Consider the following 22,414-nt stretch of genomic DNA (forward strand, 5'->3'; position numbering starts at 1 on the left):
TCCCACGCAGGCTCAGCGCGACAGCAGGTCCAGGAAGTCCAGCACCTCGTCCAGGTGCTGGTCGAAGTCGGACAGCGCATGGTCGCTGCCCTCGAGCAGCCGGATGCGCGAGCCCGGGTAGCGCGCCGCCATCTCGCGCCAGTCCAGCACCTCGTCGCCCTTGGCGACGATGGCGAACAGCCGCTCGGGATGGGGCAGGGCGCCGTGCTCCAGGGCCTGCAACTCGTCCACGAACCGGGGTTCGAAGAAGAAGCGCTGCGCCGGATCGTGCCAGGCGGTCTGCTCCCCGATGTGGCGGGCCAGGTCGCGCGCCGCATGCACCGCCGGATTGAGCAGCACGGCACGGCAGCCGGTCGCGTGGGCGACGTGGGTGGCGTAGAAGCCGCCGAGCGAGGATCCGATCACGCCCATGTGGTCGCGCGGCCAGCCGGCAGTGCCGTCGGCCACCATCGCCATGGCGTCGCGCGGCGAGGGGGGCAGCTGGGGACACCACCACACCACGCGGGGATGGTCGCGTGCCACGCGCTCGGCGACCTGCCGCGCCTTGGCCGACCGGGGCGATGAGCGGAAGCCGTGCAGGTAGAGCAGGTGGGTGGTGGGCATGGGCCCATGATAAGGAGCGGGCCGGCCGCCCCTGGTCGGTGCCCCGCGGGCGCCGCGGCGGGCTGATGACCGGGATGACGCAAGGCCTGGCGGGGCGGGCGCCGCCCGGAACGCTCCGGGCGGCATCGCGGCTTCGGAGCGGGCGTGAACGACGCGGGAGAGCCGCCCAGGCCACACCGGCGTGCAAATCTCCCTGCCTGGCCCAGCCTTGGCGCCGCTGATGGGGGCGGGCCCGGGGCAGGGCCGATAATCCGCGCCCATGTCCGCAGTCTTCGAGAAGCCGCCGGTCTGGCAGCGCGCCGTCCCGATGCTCCAGGGGTTCGACGGCCCGCTGGCGTTCGCCGTCTTCCTGCTGGCGTGCGCCGGGCTGCTCACCATGTATTCCTCCGGGTTCGACCACGGCACGCGCTTCGTCGACCACGGCCGCAACATGCTGATCGCCGGCACCATCATGTTCGTGGTGGCCCAGATCCCGCCGCAGCGGCTCATGAGCTTTGCAGTGCCGCTCTACGCCGTCGGCGTCGCGCTGCTGATCGCGGTGGCGGTCTTCGGCATCACCAAGAAGGGCGCCAAGCGCTGGGTCAACGTGGGCATCGTCATCCAGCCCAGCGAGATCCTGAAGATCGCCATGCCGCTGATGCTGTCCTGGTGGTTCCAGAAGCGCGAGGGGCAGCTGCGCCCGCTGGACTACGTGATGGCGGCCGTGCTGCTGCTGATCCCGGTCGGCCTGATCATGAAGCAGCCCGACCTGGGAACGTCGCTGCTGGTGCTGGCCGCCGGCGCCTCGGTGATCTTCTTCGCCGGCCTGTCCTGGAAACTGATCATCCCGCCGCTGGTGCTGGGCCTGGTGGCGCTTGTGCTGATCGTCATCTTCGAGTCGGACCTGTGCGCCACCGGCGTGCGCTGGCCGGTGCTGCACGACTACCAGCAGCAGCGCATCTGCACCCTGCTCGACCCGAGCAAGGATCCGCTGGGCAAGGGCTTCCACATCATCCAGGGCATGATCGCCATCGGCTCCGGCGGCGTGCTGGGCAAGGGCTTCATGCAGGGCACCCAGACCCACCTGGAGTTCATCCCCGAGCGCACCACCGACTTCATCTTCGCCGCGTTCTCGGAGGAGTTCGGCCTGGTCGGCACGCTGCTGCTGATCGCCGGCTTCATCTTCCTGATCCTGCGCGGGCTGGCCATCGCCCTGGAGGCGCCGACGCTTTTCTCGCGGCTGCTGGCAGGCTCGGTGACCATGATCTTCTTCACCTACGCCTTCGTGAACATGGGCATGGTCAGCGGGATCCTCCCGGTCGTGGGCGTGCCGCTGCCGTTCATCAGCTACGGCGGCACCGCGATGGTCACGCTCGGCCTGGGCCTGGGCATCCTGATGTCGATCGCCAAGGCCAAGCGGCTGGTCCAGTCGTGACCACCGCCACGGCGCCAGCGCCGCGATCCGGCCGGGGCCCGGTCGCGATCGTGGGCGCCGGCAACATGGGCGGGGCGATGGCCGTCCGTCTCCTCGGCCGGGGCTGGGCGGTGCGGATCCGCGACATCGACGTGGCCAAGGCGCAGGCACTGCGCCAGCACGGTGCCGAGGTGGCACCGACCCCTTCGGTGGCCGCCGCGGGCGCTGCGGCCCTGGTCGTGTGCGTGGTCGACGCCCAGCAGATGGACGAGGTGCTGTTCGGCCCGCAAGGCGCCGCCGCGCAGCTGGCCGCCGGGACCCCCGTGCTCCTGTGCCCCACGGTCGCTCCGCAGGACATCGAACACTGTGCCGGCCTGCTGGCTGCCGGGGGCTGCCTGCCGATCGATGCGCCGATGTCGGGCGGCCCGGCCCGTGCGCAGGCCGGCACCATGAGCCTCATGGTGGCCTGCGGCGACGCCGCGTTCGCTGCCGCCGCGGACCTGCTGGCGGACCTGAGCAGCCGGCTGTTCCGGGTCGGCAGCCGCCCTGGCGACGGTGCGCGGACCAAGCTGGTGAACAACCTGCTCGCCGGAATCAACCTGGTCGGCGCGGCCGAGGCCCTGGCGATGGCCCAGCGGCTCGGACTCGATCCGGCGCGGACCTTGGAGGTGATCGAGCAGTCCAGCGGCCAGAGCTGGATCGGCTCCGACCGCATGCGCCGCGCCATCGCCGGCGACTTCGCGCCACGCGCCCATCTGTGCCTGCTGCAGAAGGACACCCGTCTGGCCGTCGCGGCCGCGGCCGAAGCCGGCTTCGAGGGGCCCCTGGGCCCTGCAGCCCGCGACGCGTTCCAGCAGGCCGCCGAGGCCGGGCTGGCCGACCTGGACGATGGCGCCCTGCTGCGCCTGCTGGCGCCCGGCCCATGAACCGGGTTCTGGTCGTCGAGGACGACGAAGCCATCCGCGCGAATGTCACGCGCCTGTTGCGCCTGGAAGGCTACGAGGTGCTCGCCGCCCCGGACGGCACGACCGGGCTGGCCGTGCTGCGCGAGCAGCGGCCCGACCTCGTGGTGTCCGACATCGGCATGCCGGGGCTGGACGGCTTCGCCCTGCTGGAGGCCATCCGCGGCGACCCGGCCCTGGCGGCCACCCCGGTGCTGCTGCTCACGGCGCTGGACGACCGCGCGAGCATGCGGCGCGGCATGACCGCAGGCGCCGACGACTACCTGGCCAAGCCCTTCACCCGGATCGAACTGCTGGACGCCCTGGGCGGGCTGCAACGCAAGTCGCAGCGGCTGCGGCAAGGCGTGGAGCAGGCGATCGGCGCGCGGGAGGCCCAGCTTCGCCACGGATTCACCGAAACGCTGGCTGGCCGGGTGCCGGCCGGGCCGCCGGGGCCGCGGCTGCCCGACGGCGCCGTGCCGGAGGCCACCTTGCCAGGCGTCGTGCTGGCCGTGCAGATCCGCGACTTCACGGCCCTGGCCGAACGGCTGCAGGCGGCCGAAGTGGCTGAACTGCTGACCGTCTGGGGCGAGCGCGCGGGCGCGGCTCTCCTGCAACGGGGCGGTGCGCACCTGACGTTCGCCGGCGAGCACCTCCTTTCGGTCTTCCCCGAAACGGCCGGAGCAGGCTCGGGCATGGCCGCGCGGGCGGCGGTGGCGGCCGCGCTGTCGGTGCGGGCCGCGGCACAGGGCCTGGGCGACTGGATCGGGCACCGCTTCGCACAGCGGGCGATGCCGCGTGTCGAGGTGGGGGCGGGGCTGCACCGCGGGACCGTGACGCTGCACCGCATCGACGGGCCGGGTGGCGAACTGGTCCTGGAGGGCGAGCCGGTGCGGCTGGCGTCGGCCTTGCCGTCGGCCGGGATGCGGCGGGGATGGGCGGTGGTGGCCAGCCGCGCCGTGCTGGAGGCGGCAGGCCTGGACGCGGCCGGCGCCACGTGGCTCGACCTGGCCGGGGTGCGGGTCGAGGCGGCCCAGGTCGCCGATGGAGACTCCCTCGCCGACGAGGGCGCGCCCCCGGCCGCCGCGGCCGCCGTCTTGCCGCGTGCCGCGCTGCGCGCCAATGCCGAGATGACCGCACGGGCCGTCAAGGGCGCGCTGCAATCGCGGCTGGCGACGCTGAAGGCGCACGCGTTCGCACCCGGCCAGGAGCCGCCGCGGCTGCGGGGGTACCGGCTCACGCGCAAGATCGGCACCGGCGGCATGACCGACGTCTACCTCGCGCAGCGCGACGCCGACGGCCTGGAGGTGGTGCTCAAGGTCCTGGAGGCGAGCGGGGATTCGGCGACCCCGCACCTGTCGCGGTTCATCCAGGAGTACGCGCTGCTCTCGCGCATCGACCATCCGCACGTGGTCCGCATCCACGATCAGGGCTTCACCGACGACCACGCCTACATCGCGATGGAGTACTTCCCGCTGGGCGACCTGCGGGCCGAGCTCGCCGGTGCCTTGCCGCAGCGGCGCGCGCTGGAGGTGCTGGCGCAGGTCGCCCGGGCACTGGACGCGATCCACGGCCTGGGCGTGGTCCACCGCGACCTCAAGCCCGAGAACATCATGCGGCGCGCCGACGGCAGCGTGGCCTTGGCCGACTTCGGCATCGCCAAGTCCCTGCTGGACGACGAGAGCCTGGCGCTCACGAAGACGCGCCATGGCGAGGTGGTCGGCACGCCCTACTACCTCAGCCCGGAGCAGGCCTCCGGGCAGGCGGTCACGCCCGCCTCCGACCTCTACAGCCTGGGCGTGACCCTGTACGAGATGCTCACCGGCGAGCGGCCGTACCGGGCCGAGTCGCTGGAGCTGCTGCTGGCGCGGCACCTGGCCGCGCCGGTGCCCAGGCTGCCCGAGGCGCATGCGGCCGTGCAGCCGGTGCTCGACCGACTGATGGCCAAGTCGCCAGCCGACCGCTTCGCCGATGCCGCCTCGCTTCTGGAGGCCCTGCAGGCGCGGGCACTGCTGAGCGAGCCGACCTCGAGCGCGTGACCCACGGCGCGCGGGGGCACGTGGCGAAGTCTAGAATCGTCCGATGATCTCCCGCGAACCCACCATGGAGCGGCTGGCCACGGCCCAGCGGCTGCTGCTCGAGCCTTTCGGCCTGGACGAGACGCACCTCGCGCGCGCCCTGGCCGAGATCCGCACCCACCAGGTCGACGACGCCGACCTGTACTTCCAGTACACGCGCAGCGAAGGCTGGAGCCTGGAGGAGGGCATCGTCAAGACCGGCAGCTTCAGCATCGACCAGGGCGTGGGTGTGCGCGCGGTCAGCGGCGAGAAGACCGCGTTCGCGTACTCCGACGACATCTCCGAGGCGTCGCTGCTCGATGCCGCGCGCACGGTGCGTTCCATCTCGTCCGCATCGCAGTCGCGCCGGGCCAAGGTCGCGCCGCGCAAGGTGGCTTCCAGCCGGTCGCTGTACCCGGCCATCGATCCGATCGCCACGCTGGACAGCACTGCCAAGGTCCAGCTGCTGGAAAAGGTCGAGAAGCTCGCGCGCAAGAAGGATTCGCGCGTCGTGCAGGTCATGGCCGGGCTGGCCAGCGAGTGGGACGTGGTGATGGTGGCGCGCGCCGACGGGACGATCGCCGCCGACGTGCGTCCGCTGGTGCGGCTGTCGGTGACCGTCATTGCCGAGCACAACGGCCGGCGCGAGGTGGGCAGTGGTGGCGGGGGCGGCCGCTTCGGGCTGGCCTATTTCGACGAGTCCCAGATCCAGGGCTACGTCGACGACGCGGTCCAGGCCGCGCTGACGAACCTGGAGTCGCGCCCGGCGCCCGCCGGCGAGATGACCGTGGTGCTCGGCCCCGGCTGGCCCGGGATCCTGCTGCACGAGGCGATCGGCCACGGCCTGGAGGGCGACTTCAACCGCAAGGGCTCGAGCGCGTTTTCCGGACGGATCGGCCAGCGCGTCGCGGCCAAGGGCGTGACCGTGCTGGACGACGGCACCATCGCCGACCGCCGGGGTTCGCTCAACGTGGACGACGAGGGCAATCCGAGCCAGCGCAACGTCCTCATCGAGGACGGCATCCTGCGCGCCTACATCCAGGACGCGCTCAACGCCCGGCTGATGGGCGTGCCCGCCACCGGCAACGGCCGCCGCGAGAGTTACGCGCACATCCCGATGCCGCGGATGACCAACACCTACATGCTGGGCGGCGACAAGTCCCCCGAGGAGATCGTGGCCAGCATCAAGAAGGGGCTGTACGCCACCAACTTCGGGGGCGGCCAGGTCGACATCACCTCCGGCAAGTTCGTGTTCTCGGCCAGCGAGGCCTACTGGGTCGAGAACGGGAAGATCCAGTACCCGGTCAAGGGAGCCACCATCGTCGGCAACGGCCCGGATGCCCTGACCCGCGTGACCATGATCGGCGACGACATGAAGCTGGACAGCGGGGTGGGCACGTGCGGCAAGGAAGGCCAGAGCGTGCCGGTCGGCGTCGGCCAGCCGACCCTGCGCATCGACGGCCTGACGGTCGGCGGCACGGCCTGAAGGTGCACTTGAGTTCGGCAACCCCTGTGGTACATTGCGGCCCCATGCGCAAGCAAAGCGTCTTCTTTTTTGGCTACTTCTGGTTCTCTGGCCCCGGCGGTCGAGAGCTCTGAGCGCACCTGAAAAGAAGCGACAAGAACTCCCAGAAACCGCCGGTCCCACCGGCGGTTTTTTTTTGCCCCACGTTTCCCACAGCAGGAGAGATCGGATGAATGCCTTGAACAGCACCGCCAGCGAGACCTGGTATGCGCGGCCCGTCGACAAAACCAGCGAAACCGACGACGAACGCATCAAGGACATCACCGTGCTGCCCCCTCCCGAACACCTGATCCGCTTCTTCCCGATCCGCGGCACCGCCGTCGAGAAGCTGATCACCGACACCCGCAAGCGCATCCAGCAGATCATGGCCGGCCAGGATGACCGCCTGCTGGTGGTGATCGGCCCGTGTTCGATCCACGACCCGAACGCCGCCCTGGACTACGCCCGCAAGCTCAAGGATGTCCGCGCCAAGTACGCGGGCACGCTGGAGATCGTGATGCGCGTCTACTTCGAGAAGCCGCGCACGACGGTCGGCTGGAAGGGGCTGATCAACGATCCGTACCTGGACGAGACCTTCCGCATCGACGAAGGCCTGCGCATCGCGCGCCAGCTGCTCATCGAGATCAACCGGCTGGGCCTGCCGGCCGGCAGCGAGTTCCTGGATGTCATCTCCCCGCAGTACATCGGCGACCTGATCGCGTGGGGCGCGATCGGCGCCCGCACCACGGAAAGCCAGGTGCACCGGGAACTCGCCTCAGGCCTTTCGGCGCCGATCGGCTTCAAGAACGGCACCGACGGCAACATCCGGATCGCCACCGATGCCATCCAGGCTGCCGCCCGTGGCCACCACTTCCTGTCGGTCCACAAGAACGGCCAGGTCGCCATCGTCCAGACCAACGGGAACAAGGACTGCCACGTGATCCTGCGCGGCGGCAAGGCGCCCAACTACGATGCCGCCAGCATCGAGGCCGCCTGCCGCGACCTCGAGGCGGCCAAGCTGCCGCCGACCCTGATGGTCGACTGCAGCCACGCCAACAGCAGCAAGCAGCACGAGAAGCAGCTGGACGTCGCCCGCGACGTCGCCCGGCAGGTCGCCGGTGGCTCCCGCAGCGTGTTCGGCCTGATGGTCGAGAGTCACCTGCAACCCGGCGCCCAGAAGTTCAGCCCGGGCAAGGACGACGCGTCCACCCTCGAGTACGGCAAGAGCATCACGGACGCCTGCCTGGGCTGGCCCCAGTCGATGGAGCTGCTCCAGGTGCTGGCCGATGCGGTGGAGACTCGGCGCCGCCGATGAGTTCCGGGAAATCTATTTACAACCGGTAACAACCTGGGTACAGTGGCTTGCCGCCGTTGCTCCTCTCCGGAGTGGCGCGCGGCGACCACATGGCGCTCGAACTCCCCATCCTCCGGATCGGCCTGGCCGGTTTTTCGCTCGATCAGCAGCAGTTGCTTGCCGAGGCGGTCGCGCGCGAGAGCGCCGGCAGCGTGGACTGGGAGTTCGGCGCGCTGACCGAAGCCGACGCGTGCTGCGTGAACGGCGCCCGCACCCAGCTGCTGCTCGACGGCACCCTGCGGGTCGGCTCCGGGATTCCCGCCGGCCGCTCCGTGCAGATCGACCCGGCTGCGCTGGAGCGGCCCATCGCCTATTCCCTGCCGCTCGCGCCGCGCAATCTCGTGCCCGAATTGAGCTTCGAGCTCGAGCCCGACAGCATCAAGGCGATGCTGCGCCGCATGGTCGGCTCGCTCAAGCCGCTCATCGCGCAGTTCTGCCTGGCCTCCCAGATCCTGGAGCAGGAGAGTGCGCTGGGGGCCGGGATCTACCACGTGATCTCGGTGGAAGGGAAGCTGCTGGCGGTGGTGGACCTGCGCGGCGACGTCGGCGTGCTGGCGAACGCCTCGCCCCTGGAGCTGGAAAGCGCCATGTGGGCGCCGCAGCCGCGCCGGCCCGACGCAGTGCCCGGACATTTCCACCGCTGCAGTCTGTCGCGCCTCATGTGGCAATACGCGCAGCGCACCCACCGTGACCTGCTGCCGCCGCGCTACCGCACCGAACTGCTGTACTTCCGCCGCACGCCGCGCCTGCCGCACCGGCTGTTGAAGGACGCCCATCTGCGCTTGCTGCAGGCGCTGGCGCGCGAGGCGGCCAGGTTCGCCGACCTGGAGCAGCGCACCGGGCTGGGCGCGCCCGAGCTGGCCCGGGAGCTGGCTGCGTTGTACCTCGTCGGCGCCATCACATCCAACCCGAAGCGGGCGGCCAGCGCGCCGCGCCGGCGCGCCGAGGCGCTTGACTCCGACCTGCCGTCGGACCGCGGAGCGATGCCCTCCGGCCTCAATCTGGACACCCACCAGGTGACCATCCATGCGCGGACGGCCGACCTGACCGTGCCTGCGCCGATGGTGCGCGACTAGCCGCCGCGGGCGAGCGCCTGCAGCAGTCGGGCGTGGATGCCGCCAAACCCTCCGTTGCTCATGCAGACGATGTGATCTCCCGGGCGCGCGGCTGGCAGCACCTGCTCGATCACCTCGTCGACCGAGGCGCCCACATGCGCCCGGGCGCCCAGCGGAGCGAGCGCTTCGCCCGGATCCCAGCCCAGTCCGCCGCTGTGGCAGAAAGACAGGTCCGCGGCTTCCAGGCTCCAGGGCAGCTGCGATTTCATGGCACCCAGCTTCATGGTGTTGCTGCGCGGCTCGAACACCGCCAGGATGCGGCCGCCGTCGGCGCCGAGCTTGCGACGCAGCCCGTCGAGCGTGGTGCGGATGGCCGTCGGATGGTGGGCGAAGTCGTCGTACACCCGGATGCCGCGGACCTCGCCGCGCAGTTCCATCCGCCGCTTGACGCTCTCGAAGGCGCCCAGCGCGGCGGCCGCCTCGGCCGGTGCCACCCCGAGGTGCTCGGCCGCGGCAATGGCGGCCAGCGCGTTCAACTGGTTGTGCGTGCCGCTCAGGTCCCACTGGACGCGACCGGCCCGCTGGCCACGCAGCAGCACGTCGAAGCTGCCCGGGTCGCCTTCCGCGGTGAAGTCGCTCACCGCCGCGCCGAAGCTGCGCACCTCGCTCCAGCAACCCTGGTGGAGCACGCGCGCCAGGCTTTCCTCCAGACCATTGACGACCACCCGCCCGCTGGCCGGCACGGTGCGCACCAGGTGGTGGAACTGCCGCTCGATCGCGGCGAGGTCGTCGAAGATGTCCGCGTGGTCGAACTCGAGGTTGTTGAGCACGGCCGTGCGGGGGCGGTAGTGCACGAACTTGCTGCGCTTGTCGAAGAAGGCGGTGTCGTACTCGTCGGCCTCGATCACGAAGGGCGCGCTCCCGCCCAGGCGGGCCGACCGTCCGAAATTCATCGGCACGCCACCCACCAGGAAGCCAGGCGCGCGGCCGGCCTGCTCGAGGATCCAGGTGAGCATGGACGTGGTCGTGGTCTTGCCGTGGGTGCCGGCGACGGCCAGCACGTGGCGGCCCTGCAGGACGTTCTCGGCCAGCCACTGCGGACCGCTGGTGTAGCGTGCACCGCGGTCCAGGATGGCTTCCATGAGGGGATAGCGCGCGCTGCCGTCCGGCAGCCGGGCGCGTGACACCACGTTGCCGACCACCCAGACATCGGGCCGGAACGACAACTGGTCGGCGTCGTAGCCTTCCACCAGCTGGATGCCGAGCTCGCGCAGCTGATCGCTCATCGGGGGATACACGCCGCTGTCGCAGCCGGTGACGGTGTGCCCGGCCTCCCGGGCGAGGGCCGCCACACCACCCATGAAGGTGCCGCAAATGCCCAGGATGTGAATGTGCATCGATCGATTATCGCGGCCCGCCACGGTGCCGGGCGGCGCCGGTGTCCGTGGCGCGCACGTCGGCCCCGCGGTGCGTGGTTTGTCGCTGCCGCCGTGCGGATGCAGGCCCCGGCGGCAGTCGATCCATGCAGAATGCCCCGATGGACAACACCCGGTCGGAGATTGCCGCGACCGCGGCCCGCATGGTGGTCGAGGAGGGCCTGGAGTACGGGCCGGCCAAGCGCCGGGCCGTCAAGCAGCTTGGCCTGCCGTCGCGCACCGCGCTGCCCGAGAACGACGCCATCGAGGAAGCGGTGCGCGAGTACATCGACCTGTTCTGCGGCGACACCCAGCCAGCCGAGCTGGCGGCCCTGCGGCGGCTTGCGCTCACCTGGATGGAGCGGCTGGCCGAGTTCCGCCCGCATCTGGCGGGCGCCGTGTGGCATGGCACCGCGACGCGCCTGTCGGATGTGTACCTCCAGCTGTTCTGCGACGACCCCAAGTCCGCCGAGATCGCCCTGATCGACCACGGCGTGGATTACGAAGCCCGCACCGTGACGGGCTTCCAGGGGCAGCCAGTGGAGGCGCTCAGCCTGTCGGTCGCCAGCCGCGAGCTGAGCGAATCGATCGGGTTGCACCTGCTCATCCACGACCACGACGACTTGCGCGGCGCCCTCAAACCCGATGCGCGCGGGCGGACGCCCCGCGGCGACCTGCGGGCCGTGCGCGCCCTGGTCGACAATCCGGGGGATGAGCATTGACCCGCAGCCCCGCCCGAGCCGACGCGCCCTGACCCTGGGAATCGGTGCGGCGGCCGCACTGGCCGGAACGGGCGCGGCGTGGTGGACCTCGCGCTCCGCGGACGCGGACCCCGGCGCGGCCGGTGCCTTCTGGGCGGCCAGCTTCGACGCACCGCAGGGCGGCAGCGTGGCAATGGCCACGTTCCGCGGACGGCCGTTGCTCCTGAACTTCTGGGCCACCTGGTGCCCGCCCTGCGTCGAAGAGATGCCGATGCTCGACGGGTTCGCGCAGCAACACGCCGCGAACGGCTGGCAAGTCATCGGTTTGGCGATCGACCAGCCCAGCGCCGTGCGGCGGTTCCTGGCCCGCACACCGGTCCGGTATCCGATCGGCTTGGCGGGGCTGGAAGGCACGGAGCTCACCAAGAAGCTGGGAAATCTCGGCGGTGGCCTGCCGTTCACGGTGGTGTTCGGCCCGGATGGCGGCATCCGGCAGCGTAGAATGGGCAAGCTGTCCAGCGCTGACCTGGCCCAGTGGGCCGCAGCCGCCTGACGCCTCCTTCCCCTTCCGCCGAAACCCTTCCGGCAGATCGCGCGAAGCGTGCAGTTGCACGACGAAAAGTAATAATTGCGGCAAGTTCAGGTACATTCGCGACCTTTGATGAAGAAGCCGCCTGGAGCCACCATGGACCTGCGAAAACTCAAGACGCTGATCGACCTCGTCTCCGAATCCAACGTCTCCGAACTGGAAATCACCGAAGCGGAGGGCAAGGTCCGCATCGTCAAGGGCGGCACCAGCGCCGTCCAGCAGGCCGCGCCGGTGGCCGTGCAGGCGCCGCAGCAGGCCGCGCCGGCTGCCGCGGCCCCGGTGCCGGCAGCCGCCCCGGCGCCGGCACCCGCCACGGGACACCCCGTCAAGTCGCCCATGGTGGGCACCTTCTACCGCGCGTCCAGCCCCGGTGCCAAGCCGTTCGTGGAGATCGGCAGCCAGGTCAAGGAAGGCGAGACCGTCTGCATCATCGAGGCGATGAAGATCCTCAACGAGATCGAGGCCGACAAGAGCGGCACCATCAGCCAGATCCTGTGCGAGAACGGCCAGGCCGTGGAGTACGGGCAGCCGCTGTTCATCATCGAGTAACGCTTTCCGCAAGCGCTCACTCATGTTCAAGAAAATCCTGATCGCCAACCGTGGCGAGATCGCCCTTCGCGTCCAGCGTGCCTGCCGCGAGCTGGGCATCAAGGCGGTGATGGTCTACTCCGAGGCCGACCGCGAAGCCAAGTACGTCAAGCTGGCCGAAGAGGCCGTTTGCATCGGGCCGGCGCCCTCGCCCCAGAGCTACCTCAACATGCCGGCCATCATCTCGGCGGCCGAGGTGACCGACGCCGAGGCCATCCACCCCGGCTACGGGTTCCTGTCCGAGAACGCCGACTTCGCCGAGCGGGTGGAAAAGAGCGGCTTCCAGTTCATCGGCCCCACGCCCGAGTCGATCCGCATCATGGGCGACAAGGTCTCGGCCAAGCAGGCGATGATCAAGGCCGGCGTTCCCTGCGTCCCCGGCTCGGAAGGCGAGCTGCCGGACGATCCCGCGGTCATCCGCCGCACCGCCAAGGCGATCGGCTACCCCGTCATCATCAAGGCCGCGGGCGGCGGCGGTGGCCGCGGCATGCGCGTGGTCCACACCGAGGCGGCGCTTGTCAATGCGGTGCAGATGACCAAGGCCGAGGCCGGCGCGGCGTTCGGCAATCCGGCCGTGTACATGGAGAAGTTCCTCCAGAACCCGCGCCACATCGAGATCCAGATCCTCGCGGACAAGCACCGCAACGCGGTCTACCTGGGCGAGCGCGACTGCTCGATGCAGCGGCGCCACCAGAAGATCATCGAGGAGGCGCCGGCGCCGGGCATCCCGCGCAAGCTGATCGACCGCATCGGCGAGCGCTGCGTCGCGGCCTGCAAGAAGATCGGCTACCGCGGCGCGGGCACCTTCGAGTTCCTCTACGAGAACGGTGAGTTCTACTTCATCGAGATGAACACGCGCGTGCAGGTGGAGCACCCGGTGACCGAGCTCATCACCGGCGTGGACATCGTCAAGACGCAGATCATGGTGGCGGCCGGCGAGAAGCTGCCGTTCACCCAGCGTGACGTCCAGTTGCGTGGCCATGCGATCGAGTGCCGCATCAACGCCGAGGACCCCTACAAGTTCGTGCCGTCACCGGGCCGCATCACCCTGTGGCACGCCCCCGGCGGCCCGGGCGTGCGGGTCGACTCGCACGTGTACAACAACTACTTCGTGCCGCCCAACTACGACTCGATGATCGGCAAGATCATCGTGCACGGCGACACCCGCGAGCAGGCGCTCGCCCGCATGCGCACCGCGCTGCTGGAGACGGTGGTCGAGGGCATCAACACCAACATCCCGCTGCACCGCGAGCTGATGGTGGACGCCAAGTTCATGGGCGGCGGCACCAACATCCACTACCTGGAGCAGTGGCTGTCGCACCACAAGCGTTGAGCGGCATGGCTGGCGCCGTCCGCTCCTGCTGCCGGCACGTTCCGCGCCAGGCTGTGGCGCCGTCACCGCGCGGCGCGGACGTCCGGGGGATCCGTCATGTTTGAGTTGCGCCTTCTTTGCGGCGAGGACCAGGTCGAAGCCGTCAGCGACGCGCTGGAGGCGCTGGACGCCCTGAGCGTCTCGGTCGAGGACGCCGATGCGCACACCGACGCCGAGCAGGCGCTCTTCGGAGAGCCGGGCATGCCGCCGCCCAAGGAAGGGTGGCAGCGCTCGCGCGTGCTGGCGCTGTTTGGCGAGCGTGCCGCCGCGCAGGAGGCCGCAGCGCTGCTCCAGGCGCAGGATTTCTTCGCTGCCGGCCAGGTGCTGGGCGTCGAGCAGGTGCCCGACCAGGATTGGGTGCGGCTGACGCAGTCGCAGTTCGCTCCGGTCGAGATCACGCCCGATTTCTGGATCGTGCCGACCTGGCACGAGCCGCCGGCCGCTGCCGCGCGGGTGATCCGCCTCGACCCGGGCCTGGCGTTCGGCACTGGCACCCACCCGACCACGCGGATGTGCCTGCGCTGGATCGCGCGGCACGACCTGCAGGCCAGGCGCGTGCTGGACTACGGGTGCGGCTCCGGCATCCTGGCCATCGGCGCCGCGAAATTCGGCGCGGCGACGATCGACGCCGTCGACATCGACGAAGCGGCCGTGCGCGCCACGCTGGACAACGCGCAGGCCAACGGGGTCGACCTGAACGCCGGCCTGCCCGACCGGGCCCGGGGCCGCTACGACACCGTGCTCGCGAACATCCTTGCCACGCCGCTCAAGGTGCTCGCGCCGCTGCTGTGCGGACACGTCGCGCCCGGCGGGCACCTGGTGCTGGCCGGCATCCTGGAGCGGCAGGCCGAAGAGCTCAAGCAGGCCTATGCGCCGCATGCGCAGCTGTCGGTCGCGGACACCGAGGACGGCTGGATCCTGATGACGGCCACCCTCTAGGGGCGCCTTCTACAATGCCCGGCTCATGAGCATGATCACCGGGTGCCCGGCTTGCGGAACGCTGTTCAAGGTGGTCCCCGACCAGCTGCGGATCTCCGAAGGCTGGGTCCGCTGCGGCCATTGCGGCGACGTGTTCGATGCCAGCCTGCACCTGCAGCCGGATGCTCCCGCCGAACCGCCGGCGGCGGTGCCGGCACCGGCGCCGCAACCGCAGCCGCGTGCTGCCCGGGCCGAGGCCGACCTCGCGACGCCGGCCGTCTCCCGATCTGCCGTGCCGCCGGCCGCCGACGCGGCGGCCGCGGAGGCACCCCAGTCCCGCCTGGCGCGTCCGTCGCGCCCCACCGGACCGGGCGGGGCTGCAGCTGCGCCGGCCAGGCCCCTGACGGGCCCCGAGCAGACGCCGGGGAAGCCGCCCGCGGCCACCGAGCCGCCTGCGCCAGCCGCCGACGCGGCGCCTGCGCGCGAACCGGTGCCTGCGGTGCTGGTGCCCATCCGCCCCGCGCCTGCCGCAGGTGCCCGGCCGGCGCCGCCACCCCCGGACTCCGTCTACCCGCCGATCGAGCTGGTCCGCGCCGAAGTCGAGGCCCGGGTGTCGCGCTACCTGGTCGACGAGGACCACGACGACGAGGAGGATGACGACGACGAGGATGCACGCGATCCCTCGCTGGCGCAGGTGTCCTTCGTGCGGCAGGCCCGGCGCAAGGCATTCTGGCGACGCACGTCGGTCCGTCTTGCGCTGCTGGGGGTGGCGCTGCTGCTGTCCGCGTCGCTCGCAGCGCAATGGGCACTGCACGATCGTGACCGGCTGGCGGCATCGCATCCGCAGTGGCGGCCCTGGCTGGAGCAGCTGTGCCGACCCCTGGACTGCCGCATCGGGCCGCCGCGCCGCATCGACGCCATCCTGATCGACAGCAGCGGCTTCACGCGCCTGCGCCAGGATGCCTACCGCCTGGGCTTCACGTTGAAGAACCAGGCCCCGCATCCCGTGGCGGTGCCCGCCCTCGAGCTCACCCTGACCGACACCCAGGACCAGCCGCTGCTGCGGCGGGTGCTCCTGCCCAAGGAGCTCCATGCGCCCGGCGACACCCTGGCGGCCGCATCGGACTGGTCCGGCTCGGTCGCCATCGCGGTCGAGGCCGACCCGGCAGCCGCGCGCGTGGCCGGCTACCGCCTGCTCGCCTTCTATCCCTGAACCACCACCCACCAGCACACCATGGCAGCCGTCATCTGCGGATCCCTCGCGTTCGACACCATCATGAACTTCGAGGGCCGCTTCGCGCAGCAGATCCTTGCGGACCAGCTGCACATCCTGAACGTCTCGTTCCTCGTGCCCGGGTTGCGCCGCGACTTCGGTGGCTGCGCGGGCAACATCGCCTACAGCCTCAAGCTGCTGGGGGGCGAGCCGCTGCCCATGGCGACCGTGGGCACCGATGGCGGCAGCTACCTCGACCGGCTGCGTGAACTGGGCATCAGCACCGAGTTCGTGCGGCAGGTGCAGGACACCTACACCGCGCAGGCGATGATCATGACGGACCTGGACAACAACCAGATCACCGCCTTCCATCCCGGCGCGATGATGCAGGCGCACGTCACGCGCATCGAGAAGCGCGCGGACGTCAAGCTGGGCATCATCTCGCCCGACGGACGGGATGCGATGCTGCAGCACGCCGAGCAGTTCCACGCGGCCGGCATCCCCTTCGTGTTCGACCCGGGCCAGGGCTTGCCGATGTTCGACGGCAAGGAGCTGGCGGCCTTCATCGACAAGGCCACCTGGGTCACGGTGAACGACTATGAGGGCAAGATGCTCAGCGAGCGCACCGGCTGGGACAGCGCGGCGATCTCCCGGCGCGTGCAGGGGCTGGTCGTCACGCTCGGCGCCGAGGGCTGCGAGGTGTGGATCGGCGGCCAGAAGACCCACGTTCCGCCGGTCCGGGCTGCCGAGGTGGTGGACCCGACCGGCTGCGGCGACGCGTGGCGGGGCGCGCTCCTGCACGGGCTGGAGCAGGGCTGGCCGCTGGCGCGGTGCGCCGAGCTGGGCAACCGGGTCGGCGCGGCGAAGATCGCCAGCCGCGGGCCGCAGAACTGGCGCCTCTGAGCGCGCCGCCGGCGCCCGGCCGGCCGGACAGCGGCTGGCCCGGCGCTGGCGCGAGGGGCGCCGGGCGCCGCGTTCAGCCCCGGCCGAGCGTCACGCCGCCGTCGACCACGATGGTCTCGCCGACCACGTAGTCGCCGGCCCGCGAGGCCAGGTAGATCGCCGCACCGGCCATGTCCTCGTCGGCGCCGATGCGGCCCACGGGCACCCGCTGCGCGACCTCGTCGGCGTGGTCGCGCGCCTGCCTGTTCATCTCCGACGCGAACGGGCCGGGCGCGATGCCGCTCACGACGATGTTGTCCTGCGCCAGGCGCAACGCCATCCGCCGCGTCAGGTGGATCAGCCCCGCCTTGCTCGCCGCGTACGAATAGGTCTCCCATGGATTGACGGTGATGCCGTCGATCGAGGCGATGTTGATCACCTTGGCGGGGCGCTGGCGGGCGCCGGCCTTCAGGCTCGCGTGCAGCGCCTGCGTGAGGAAGAACGGCGTCTTCATGTTCAGGTCGACCACCTTGTCCCAGCCCTTTTCGGGGAAGGTGTCGAACGGCTCGCCCCAGGCGGCGCCCGCGTTGTTCACCAGGATGTCCAGCGCCGGTTCGCGCCGCGCGATCTCCGCGGCGAGCGCCTGGGCAGTGGCAAGGTCCGACACGTCGGCCGGCACCGAGATGCATGGACCCAGCGACGAGAGTTCGGCGGCCGCCTCGTCGCAGGCCTGCGCCTTGCGCGCGCTGATGTAGACCTTCGCGCCCTGGCGCAGGAAGCCCGCGGCAATCATGCGACCGATGCCGCGCGAGCCGCCGGTGACCAGGGCCACCCGGCCCTGCAGCGAGAAGAGGTCGTTCATGCGTGTCTCCTGTGTTGGCACGGCTTGCAGGCTAGGGCAGGACCGGCCCGGCTGCCAATCACCTGCAGGACAGCGGCTGGCTGGACAGGGGCGGCGCTGGCGGCATCGCCGCTGCGCACGCCCGGACCGCCCGTCGAGCCCGTCCGGCCCGCGACGACGGGCCAACGCGGCCGCAGCGGCCGACCCCCTTCAGGCCCTGGCGCGGCGCCGCTCGCGCCAGGCGAGCAGTTCACCCACGATGCCCTTGCGGAACGCCAGCACGCAGACCACGAAGATCGCGCCGATGATCACCGTGACCCAGGCACCCACCTTGTCGGCCAGCAGGTTCTGCAGGCCGATCACGATGCCGGCTCCGAGGACCGGGCCGAAGAAAGTCCCGACGCCGCCGAGCAGGCTCATCAGGATGACCTCGCCGGACATCGACCAGTGCACGTCGGACAGGGTGGCAAAGCCCATGACCAGCGTCTTCAGGCCACCGGCCAGGCCGGCGAGCGACGCCGACAGCACGAAGGCGAGCAGCTTGTAGCGGTCGACCTCGTAGCCCAGCGACACCGCGCGTGGCTCGTTCTCGCGGATCATCTTGAGCACCTGGCCGAACGGCGACGTGACGATGCGCAGGATGCCCACGAAGCAGGCCACGAAGATCGCGAGCACCACGTAGTACATCACCGTGTCCGAGCCCAGCGGCAGCAACCCGAACAGCACGCCGCGGGGCACGCCCTGCAAGCCGTCCTCGCCGCCGGTGAACGGGGCCTGCAGGCAGATGAAGAACACCATCTGCGCCAGTGCCAGCGTGATCATCGCGAAGTAGATCCCCTGGCGGCGGATCGCCACCAGGCCGAAGATGAGGCCGAGTCCGGCGGCCACCACGGTGCCCGCGACGAGCGCGAGCTCCGGCGACCAGCCCTGCGCCTTGATGAACCAGCCGGTGACGTAGGCGGCGAAGCCGAAGAAGGCGGCATGGCCGAACGAGAGCAGGCCGGTGAAGCCCAGGAGCAGGTTGAAGGCAGCGGCGAACAGCGCGAAGCACAGCAGCTTCATCACGAACACCGGGTACAGGCCGATCACCGGCGCGACCAGCGCCAGCGCCAGCAGCGCCAGGTAGGTCAGGCGCGCGGCCTTGCCGAGGCCGCCAGCGGCGGTGCCCGGCGCGGACGTGGGCGTGGCGGCAGGCAGCGTGGCGGCAGCCGAGGATGGGGTGGACATCTCAGGCTTCCTTTCCGAACAGCCCGGCGGGGCGCAGCATCAGCACGATGGCCATGATCACGAACACCACCACGTTGGATGCCTCAGGATAGAACACGCGCGTCAGCCCTTCGACCACGCCCAGGCCCAGCCCGGTGACGACGGACCCCAGGATGGAGCCCATGCCGCCGATCACCACCACGGCGAACACGACGATGATCAGGTTGGATCCCATCAGCGGAGTGACCTGGATCACGGGGGCCGCCAGCACGCCGGCCAGCCCTGCCAGCGCGGCGCCGGCCCCATAGGTGAGCATCACCATGAGCGGCACGTTGACCCCGAACGCCTGCACCAGCTTGGCGTTCTCGGTGCCGGCGCGCAGGTAGGCGCCCAGGCGCGTGCGCTCGATCAGGTACCAGGTGGCCAGGCAGACCACCAGCGAGGCCACCACCACGAACGCGCGGTAGTTGGGCAGGATCATGAAACCGAGGTTGGTCGCGCCGGCCAGCAGCTCGGGCACGGGATACGACTGGCCCGAGACGCCGTACTGTTCGCGGAACACGCCTTCCAGGATGAGGGACAGGCCGAACGTCAGCAGCAGTCCGTACAAGGGGTCGAGCCCGTAGAGCCGCTTGAGGAAGGCGCGTTCGATGACCACGCCCAGCACGCCCACCAGCAGCGGCGCGAGGACGATGGCGAGCCAGTAGTTCACGCTCCAGCGGTCCAGCATGATCCAGGCCAGGAACGCGCCGACCATGTAGAGCGCGCCGTGGGCGAAGTTCACGATGTCCAGCAGGCCGAAGATGACCGCCAGCCCGAGGCTGAGCATGGCGTAGAACGCGCCATTGACCAGCCCCAGCATCAGCTGGCCGAGGAAGGCCTGATGGGGGATTCCGAAAATTTCCATGGAGCAGCGGGTGGTTGCACCCCCTCCCGGGCGGGAGGGGGCAGGGGCACGTCAGATCACTTCTTCAGCGCCGAGCACTTGCTCTCGGCGGCGGTGGTGAAGGCCTGCTCGCCCGGCACCTTCGCCACCAGCTTGTAGTAGTCCCACGGGGTGGTGGACTCCTTGGGGCTCTTGACCTGGAACAGGTACATGTCGTGCAGCACGCGGCCGTCGGCGCGGATGCTGGCGTTCTTGTGATAGAAGTCGTTGAACTTCGTGGCCTTGAGCGCAGCCATCACCTTGTCGCCGTCGGTCGTGCCGGCCTGCTGCACCGCCTTCAGGTAGTTCATCGCGGCCGAGTAGTCGGCCGCCTGCAGGCTGGAGGGCATGCGCTTGTACTTGTCGAAGAAGCGCTTGGCGAACTTGCGCGAGTCGTCGTCCTGGTTCCAGTACCAGCTGTCGGCCACCTGCAGGCCTTCGGCGTTGGCCACGCCCACGGCGTGCACGTCGTTGATGAACACCAGCAGGCCGGCCACCTTCATGCTCTTGGTGATGCCGAACTCCTTGGCCGCCTTCATCGCGTTGATGGTGTCGCCGCCCGCATTGGCCATGGCCAGGATGTCGGCCTTGGAGCCCTGGGCCTGCAGCAGGAACGAGGAGAAGTCGGAGGCGTTGAGCGGGTGCTTCACCGAACCCACGACGGTGCCGCCGTTCTCCTTGACGACCTTGGTCGCGTCGCTCTCCAGCGAGTGGCCGAAGGCGTAGTCGGCCGTCAGGAAGTACCACTTCTTGGCGCCACCCTTGACCAGCGCGCTGCCGCCCACCTTGGCCAGGGCCACGGTGTCGTAGGCGTAGTGGACCGTGTAGGGCGAGCAGTCCTCGTTGGTCAGGCGGGCAGAGCCGGCGCCGATGGAGATGAACGGGCGCTTCTTCTCCTTGGCGATGCCGGCCATGGCCAGGTTGGTGCCCGAGCTGGTGCCGCCGATCAGCATGGAGAGGTTCTGGCTGTCGATCCACTCGCGGGCCTTGGAGGCGGCGACGTCGGCCTTGTTCTGGTGGTCGGCGGTCAGCACCTCGATCGGGCGGTTGAGCACCTTGCCGCCGAAGTCCTGCACCGCCCACTTGATCATCTCCGCGCCCGCGGGGCCGTCGATGTCCGCGTACAGGCTCGCCATGTCGGTGATGAAGCCGATGCGGACCGGGCCGTCCTGGGTCTGGGCCGCGGCGCCGAAGCTGGCGAGGCCGGCGGCGATGGCGGCGGCGAGGGTCTTGAGTTTCATGACAGAGGTCTCCTTGTTGAAAACGTTTGGTCAGACGCCCAGGTATTCCTGGAGCATCCCCATGTTGGCCTGCAGCTCGTGCTGCGCGAACTCCGTGACGATCTTGCCGTGCTCCATCACGTAGAAGCGGTCGGCCAGCGGCGCGGCGAAACGGAAGTTCTGTTCCACCAGCACGATCGTGTAGCCCTTGGCCTTGAGCGTGCGGATCGTCTCGGCGAGCTTCTGCACGATCACGGGAGCCAGGCCTTCCGAGATCTCGTCCAGCAGCAGCAACCGTGCGCCGGTGCGCAGGATCCGGGCCACGGCCAGCATCTGCTGCTCGCCACCCGACAGGCGCGTGCCGGGACTGCCGGCGCGCTCCTTGAGGTTGGGGAACATCTCGTAGATCTCGGCCACGGTCATGCCGCCGTCCGACAGCGTGGGCGGCAGCAGCAGGTTCTCCTCGGCCGAGAGGCTGGCGAAGATGCCGCGCTCTTCCGGGCAGTAGCCCACGCCCAGGCGCGCCACCTTGTGCGGCGGCATGGCGACGGCCTCCTGGCCGTTGATCCGGATGGAGCCGGTGCGCCGGCCGGTGAGGCCGACGATGGCGCGCATGGTGGTGGTGCGGCCGGCGCCATTGCGGCCCAGCAGCGAGACGACCTCGCCCTGGCCCACGGTCATGTTCACGCCGTGCAGGACGTGCGACTCGCCGTACCAGGCGTTCAGGTTCTCGATGCGAAGGAGTTCGTTGGCGGCCATCACAGGTCTCCGCACGGCCGCGCGGCGGGGATCCGGACGCCCCCCGGCAGTGCCACATGGCTTGAAGAGGAAAGCGGACGGGCCATGGCTAGTGCGCCCCCTGCAATTCGACGTCCGCCGAGCCCATGTAGGCCTCGATGACCTGCGGATTGCGCGAGACCTCGGCATACGGGCCGTCGGCGATCACGGCGCCGCGCTGCAGCACGGTGATGCGGTCGGCGATGGAGGAGACGACGTTCATGTTGTGCTCCACCATCAGGATGGTGCGACCGGACGAGACCTTCTTGATCAGCTGGGTGACCCGGTCGACGTCCTCGTGGCCCATGCCCTGCGTGGGCTCGTCCAGCAGCATCAGGTCGGGCTCCAGGGCCATGGTGGTGGCGAGCTCCAGGGCGCGCTTGCGGCCGTAGGGCAGGTTGACGGTGAGCTCCTCGGCGAAGTCCTGCAGGTCGACCTCGGCCAGCAGCTGCAGCGCACGCTCGTGCAGGTGGTGCAGCGACCGCTCGGGCTTCCAGAAGTGGAACGAGGTGCCCAGGTTGCGCTGGAGGGCGGCCCGGACGTTCTCCATCACCGTCATGTGCGGGAAGACGGCCGAGATCTGGAACGAGCGCACGATGCCGCGGCGGGCGGTCTGGGCGGGCTTCTCGTGCGTGATGTCGGTGCCCTGGTAGGTGATCCGCCCGCGGGTGGGCGGCAGGAACTTGGTGAGCAGGTTGAAGAAGGTGGTCTTGCCGGCGCCGTTCGGGCCGATGAGGGCATGGATGTCGCCCCGGCGGACCTTCAGGTCGACCTGGTTCACGGCGACGAAGCCCTTGAATTCCTTCGTCAGGCCCTGTGTCTCGAGGATGATCTCTTCTGCCAAGCGCGCGCACTCCTGA

The 22,414-nt window shown here is 70.1% G+C and carries 21 protein-coding genes; 13 read left to right on the forward strand and 8 right to left on the reverse strand.

Going from position 1 to position 22,414, the window contains the following annotated elements; all coding sequences use genetic code 11:
* Positions 1 to 12: 12 nt before the first annotated feature.
* Positions 13 to 603, reverse strand: coding sequence for a YqiA/YcfP family alpha/beta fold hydrolase (locus tag VFE82_RS10590; RefSeq protein WP_325000273.1), 591 nt, complete (start codon positions 601 to 603; stop codon positions 13 to 15).
* Between the two features lie 259 nt (positions 604 to 862).
* On the opposite strand from VFE82_RS10590, the gene rodA reads away from it, so the two are divergent.
* The 6 genes from rodA (at position 863) to VFE82_RS10620 (ending at position 8,928) form a co-directional block, all read left to right on the forward strand.
* The gene (rodA, locus tag VFE82_RS10595; RefSeq protein ID WP_325000274.1) at positions 863 to 2,017 is read left to right on the forward strand and encodes a rod shape-determining protein RodA; all 1,155 of its coding nucleotides are present in this window, start codon (positions 863 to 865) and stop codon (positions 2,015 to 2,017) included.
* A 50-nt stretch (positions 2,018 to 2,067) separates the two neighbouring features.
* Positions 2,068 to 2,922, forward strand: a complete 855-nt coding sequence (locus VFE82_RS10600; protein ID WP_325000489.1) for an NAD(P)-dependent oxidoreductase — start codon at positions 2,068 to 2,070, stop codon at positions 2,920 to 2,922.
* Positions 2,919 to 4,976 carry a protein kinase domain-containing protein gene (locus VFE82_RS10605; protein ID WP_325000275.1) on the forward strand — a complete coding sequence of 686 codons (2,058 nt, stop codon included), beginning with the start codon at positions 2,919 to 2,921 and terminating at the stop codon, positions 4,974 to 4,976. Before VFE82_RS10600 ends, VFE82_RS10605 begins: the two co-directional genes overlap by 4 nt.
* A gap of 43 nt (positions 4,977 to 5,019) precedes the next feature.
* Positions 5,020 to 6,480: a metalloprotease TldD gene (tldD, locus tag VFE82_RS10610; protein WP_325000276.1), complete on the forward strand. Its 1,461-nt coding sequence runs from the start codon at positions 5,020 to 5,022 to the stop codon at positions 6,478 to 6,480.
* A gap of 208 nt (positions 6,481 to 6,688) precedes the next feature.
* Positions 6,689 to 7,813: a 3-deoxy-7-phosphoheptulonate synthase gene (locus tag VFE82_RS10615; protein WP_325000277.1), complete on the forward strand. Its 1,125-nt coding sequence runs from the start codon at positions 6,689 to 6,691 to the stop codon at positions 7,811 to 7,813.
* A 56-nt stretch (positions 7,814 to 7,869) separates the two neighbouring features.
* Positions 7,870 to 8,928: a hypothetical protein gene (locus VFE82_RS10620; protein ID WP_325000278.1), complete on the forward strand. Its 1,059-nt coding sequence runs from the start codon at positions 7,870 to 7,872 to the stop codon at positions 8,926 to 8,928.
* Here VFE82_RS10620 and mpl read toward each other — a convergent pair.
* On the reverse strand, positions 8,925 to 10,304 hold the full coding sequence (gene mpl / locus VFE82_RS10625) for a UDP-N-acetylmuramate:L-alanyl-gamma-D-glutamyl-meso-diaminopimelate ligase (RefSeq protein WP_325000279.1): 1,380 nt from the start codon (positions 10,302 to 10,304) through the stop codon (positions 8,925 to 8,927). The genes VFE82_RS10620 and mpl overlap by 4 nt on opposite strands.
* Before the next feature lie 140 nt (positions 10,305 to 10,444).
* On the opposite strand from mpl, the gene VFE82_RS10630 reads away from it, so the two are divergent.
* The 7 genes from VFE82_RS10630 to VFE82_RS10660 all read left to right on the forward strand — a co-directional run bounded on the left by VFE82_RS10630 (position 10,445) and on the right by VFE82_RS10660 (position 16,606).
* A complete protein-coding gene (locus VFE82_RS10630; RefSeq protein WP_325000280.1) occupies positions 10,445 to 11,044 on the forward strand; it encodes a hypothetical protein in 600 nt (199 codons plus the stop codon).
* Complete coding sequence (locus VFE82_RS10635) at positions 11,034 to 11,576, forward strand: TlpA disulfide reductase family protein (protein WP_325000281.1); 543 nt, start codon at positions 11,034 to 11,036, stop codon at positions 11,574 to 11,576. Before VFE82_RS10630 ends, VFE82_RS10635 begins: the two co-directional genes overlap by 11 nt.
* 132 nt (positions 11,577 to 11,708) lie before the next feature.
* The gene (accB, locus tag VFE82_RS10640; protein WP_325000282.1) at positions 11,709 to 12,161 is read left to right on the forward strand and encodes an acetyl-CoA carboxylase biotin carboxyl carrier protein; all 453 of its coding nucleotides are present in this window, start codon (positions 11,709 to 11,711) and stop codon (positions 12,159 to 12,161) included.
* 22 nt (positions 12,162 to 12,183) lie between these two features.
* The gene (gene accC / locus VFE82_RS10645) at positions 12,184 to 13,533 is read left to right on the forward strand and encodes an acetyl-CoA carboxylase biotin carboxylase subunit (RefSeq protein WP_325000283.1); all 1,350 of its coding nucleotides are present in this window, start codon (positions 12,184 to 12,186) and stop codon (positions 13,531 to 13,533) included.
* A 96-nt stretch (positions 13,534 to 13,629) separates the two neighbouring features.
* Positions 13,630 to 14,511 (forward strand): 50S ribosomal protein L11 methyltransferase, encoded by an 882-nt coding sequence (prmA, locus tag VFE82_RS10650; protein ID WP_325000284.1) that lies wholly within the window; start codon positions 13,630 to 13,632, stop codon positions 14,509 to 14,511.
* 25 nt (positions 14,512 to 14,536) lie between these two features.
* The gene (locus tag VFE82_RS10655) at positions 14,537 to 15,703 is read left to right on the forward strand and encodes a DUF3426 domain-containing protein (protein ID WP_325000285.1); all 1,167 of its coding nucleotides are present in this window, start codon (positions 14,537 to 14,539) and stop codon (positions 15,701 to 15,703) included.
* Between the two features lie 21 nt (positions 15,704 to 15,724).
* A complete protein-coding gene (locus tag VFE82_RS10660; RefSeq protein WP_325000286.1) occupies positions 15,725 to 16,606 on the forward strand; it encodes a carbohydrate kinase family protein in 882 nt (293 codons plus the stop codon).
* Between the two features lie 73 nt (positions 16,607 to 16,679).
* Here the strand turns inward: VFE82_RS10660 and VFE82_RS10665 are convergent, their stop codons facing one another.
* The 6 genes from VFE82_RS10665 to VFE82_RS10690 form a co-directional block, all read right to left on the reverse strand.
* Positions 16,680 to 17,447, reverse strand: coding sequence for an SDR family oxidoreductase (locus VFE82_RS10665; RefSeq protein ID WP_325000287.1), 768 nt, complete (start codon positions 17,445 to 17,447; stop codon positions 16,680 to 16,682).
* 189 nt (positions 17,448 to 17,636) lie between these two features.
* Positions 17,637 to 18,653 (reverse strand): branched-chain amino acid ABC transporter permease, encoded by a 1,017-nt coding sequence (locus VFE82_RS10670; RefSeq protein ID WP_325000288.1) that lies wholly within the window; start codon positions 18,651 to 18,653, stop codon positions 17,637 to 17,639.
* 1 nt (position 18,654) lies between these two features.
* Positions 18,655 to 19,539, reverse strand: coding sequence for a branched-chain amino acid ABC transporter permease (locus VFE82_RS10675; protein ID WP_325000289.1), 885 nt, complete (start codon positions 19,537 to 19,539; stop codon positions 18,655 to 18,657).
* 56 nt (positions 19,540 to 19,595) lie between these two features.
* Entirely contained in the window at positions 19,596 to 20,798 is a 1,203-nt protein-coding gene (locus tag VFE82_RS10680) for an ABC transporter substrate-binding protein (protein WP_325000290.1), read from the reverse strand.
* Between the two features lie 30 nt (positions 20,799 to 20,828).
* Complete coding sequence (locus tag VFE82_RS10685) at positions 20,829 to 21,536, reverse strand: ABC transporter ATP-binding protein (RefSeq protein ID WP_325000291.1); 708 nt, start codon at positions 21,534 to 21,536, stop codon at positions 20,829 to 20,831.
* An 88-nt stretch (positions 21,537 to 21,624) separates the two neighbouring features.
* Positions 21,625 to 22,398 carry an ABC transporter ATP-binding protein gene (locus VFE82_RS10690; protein ID WP_325000292.1) on the reverse strand — a complete coding sequence of 258 codons (774 nt, stop codon included), beginning with the start codon at positions 22,396 to 22,398 and terminating at the stop codon, positions 21,625 to 21,627.
* Positions 22,399 to 22,414 lie beyond the last annotated feature (16 nt).

This window comes from Ramlibacter sp. (assembly GCF_035655895.1).
GTDB lineage: Bacteria > Pseudomonadota > Gammaproteobacteria > Burkholderiales > Burkholderiaceae_C > Ramlibacter.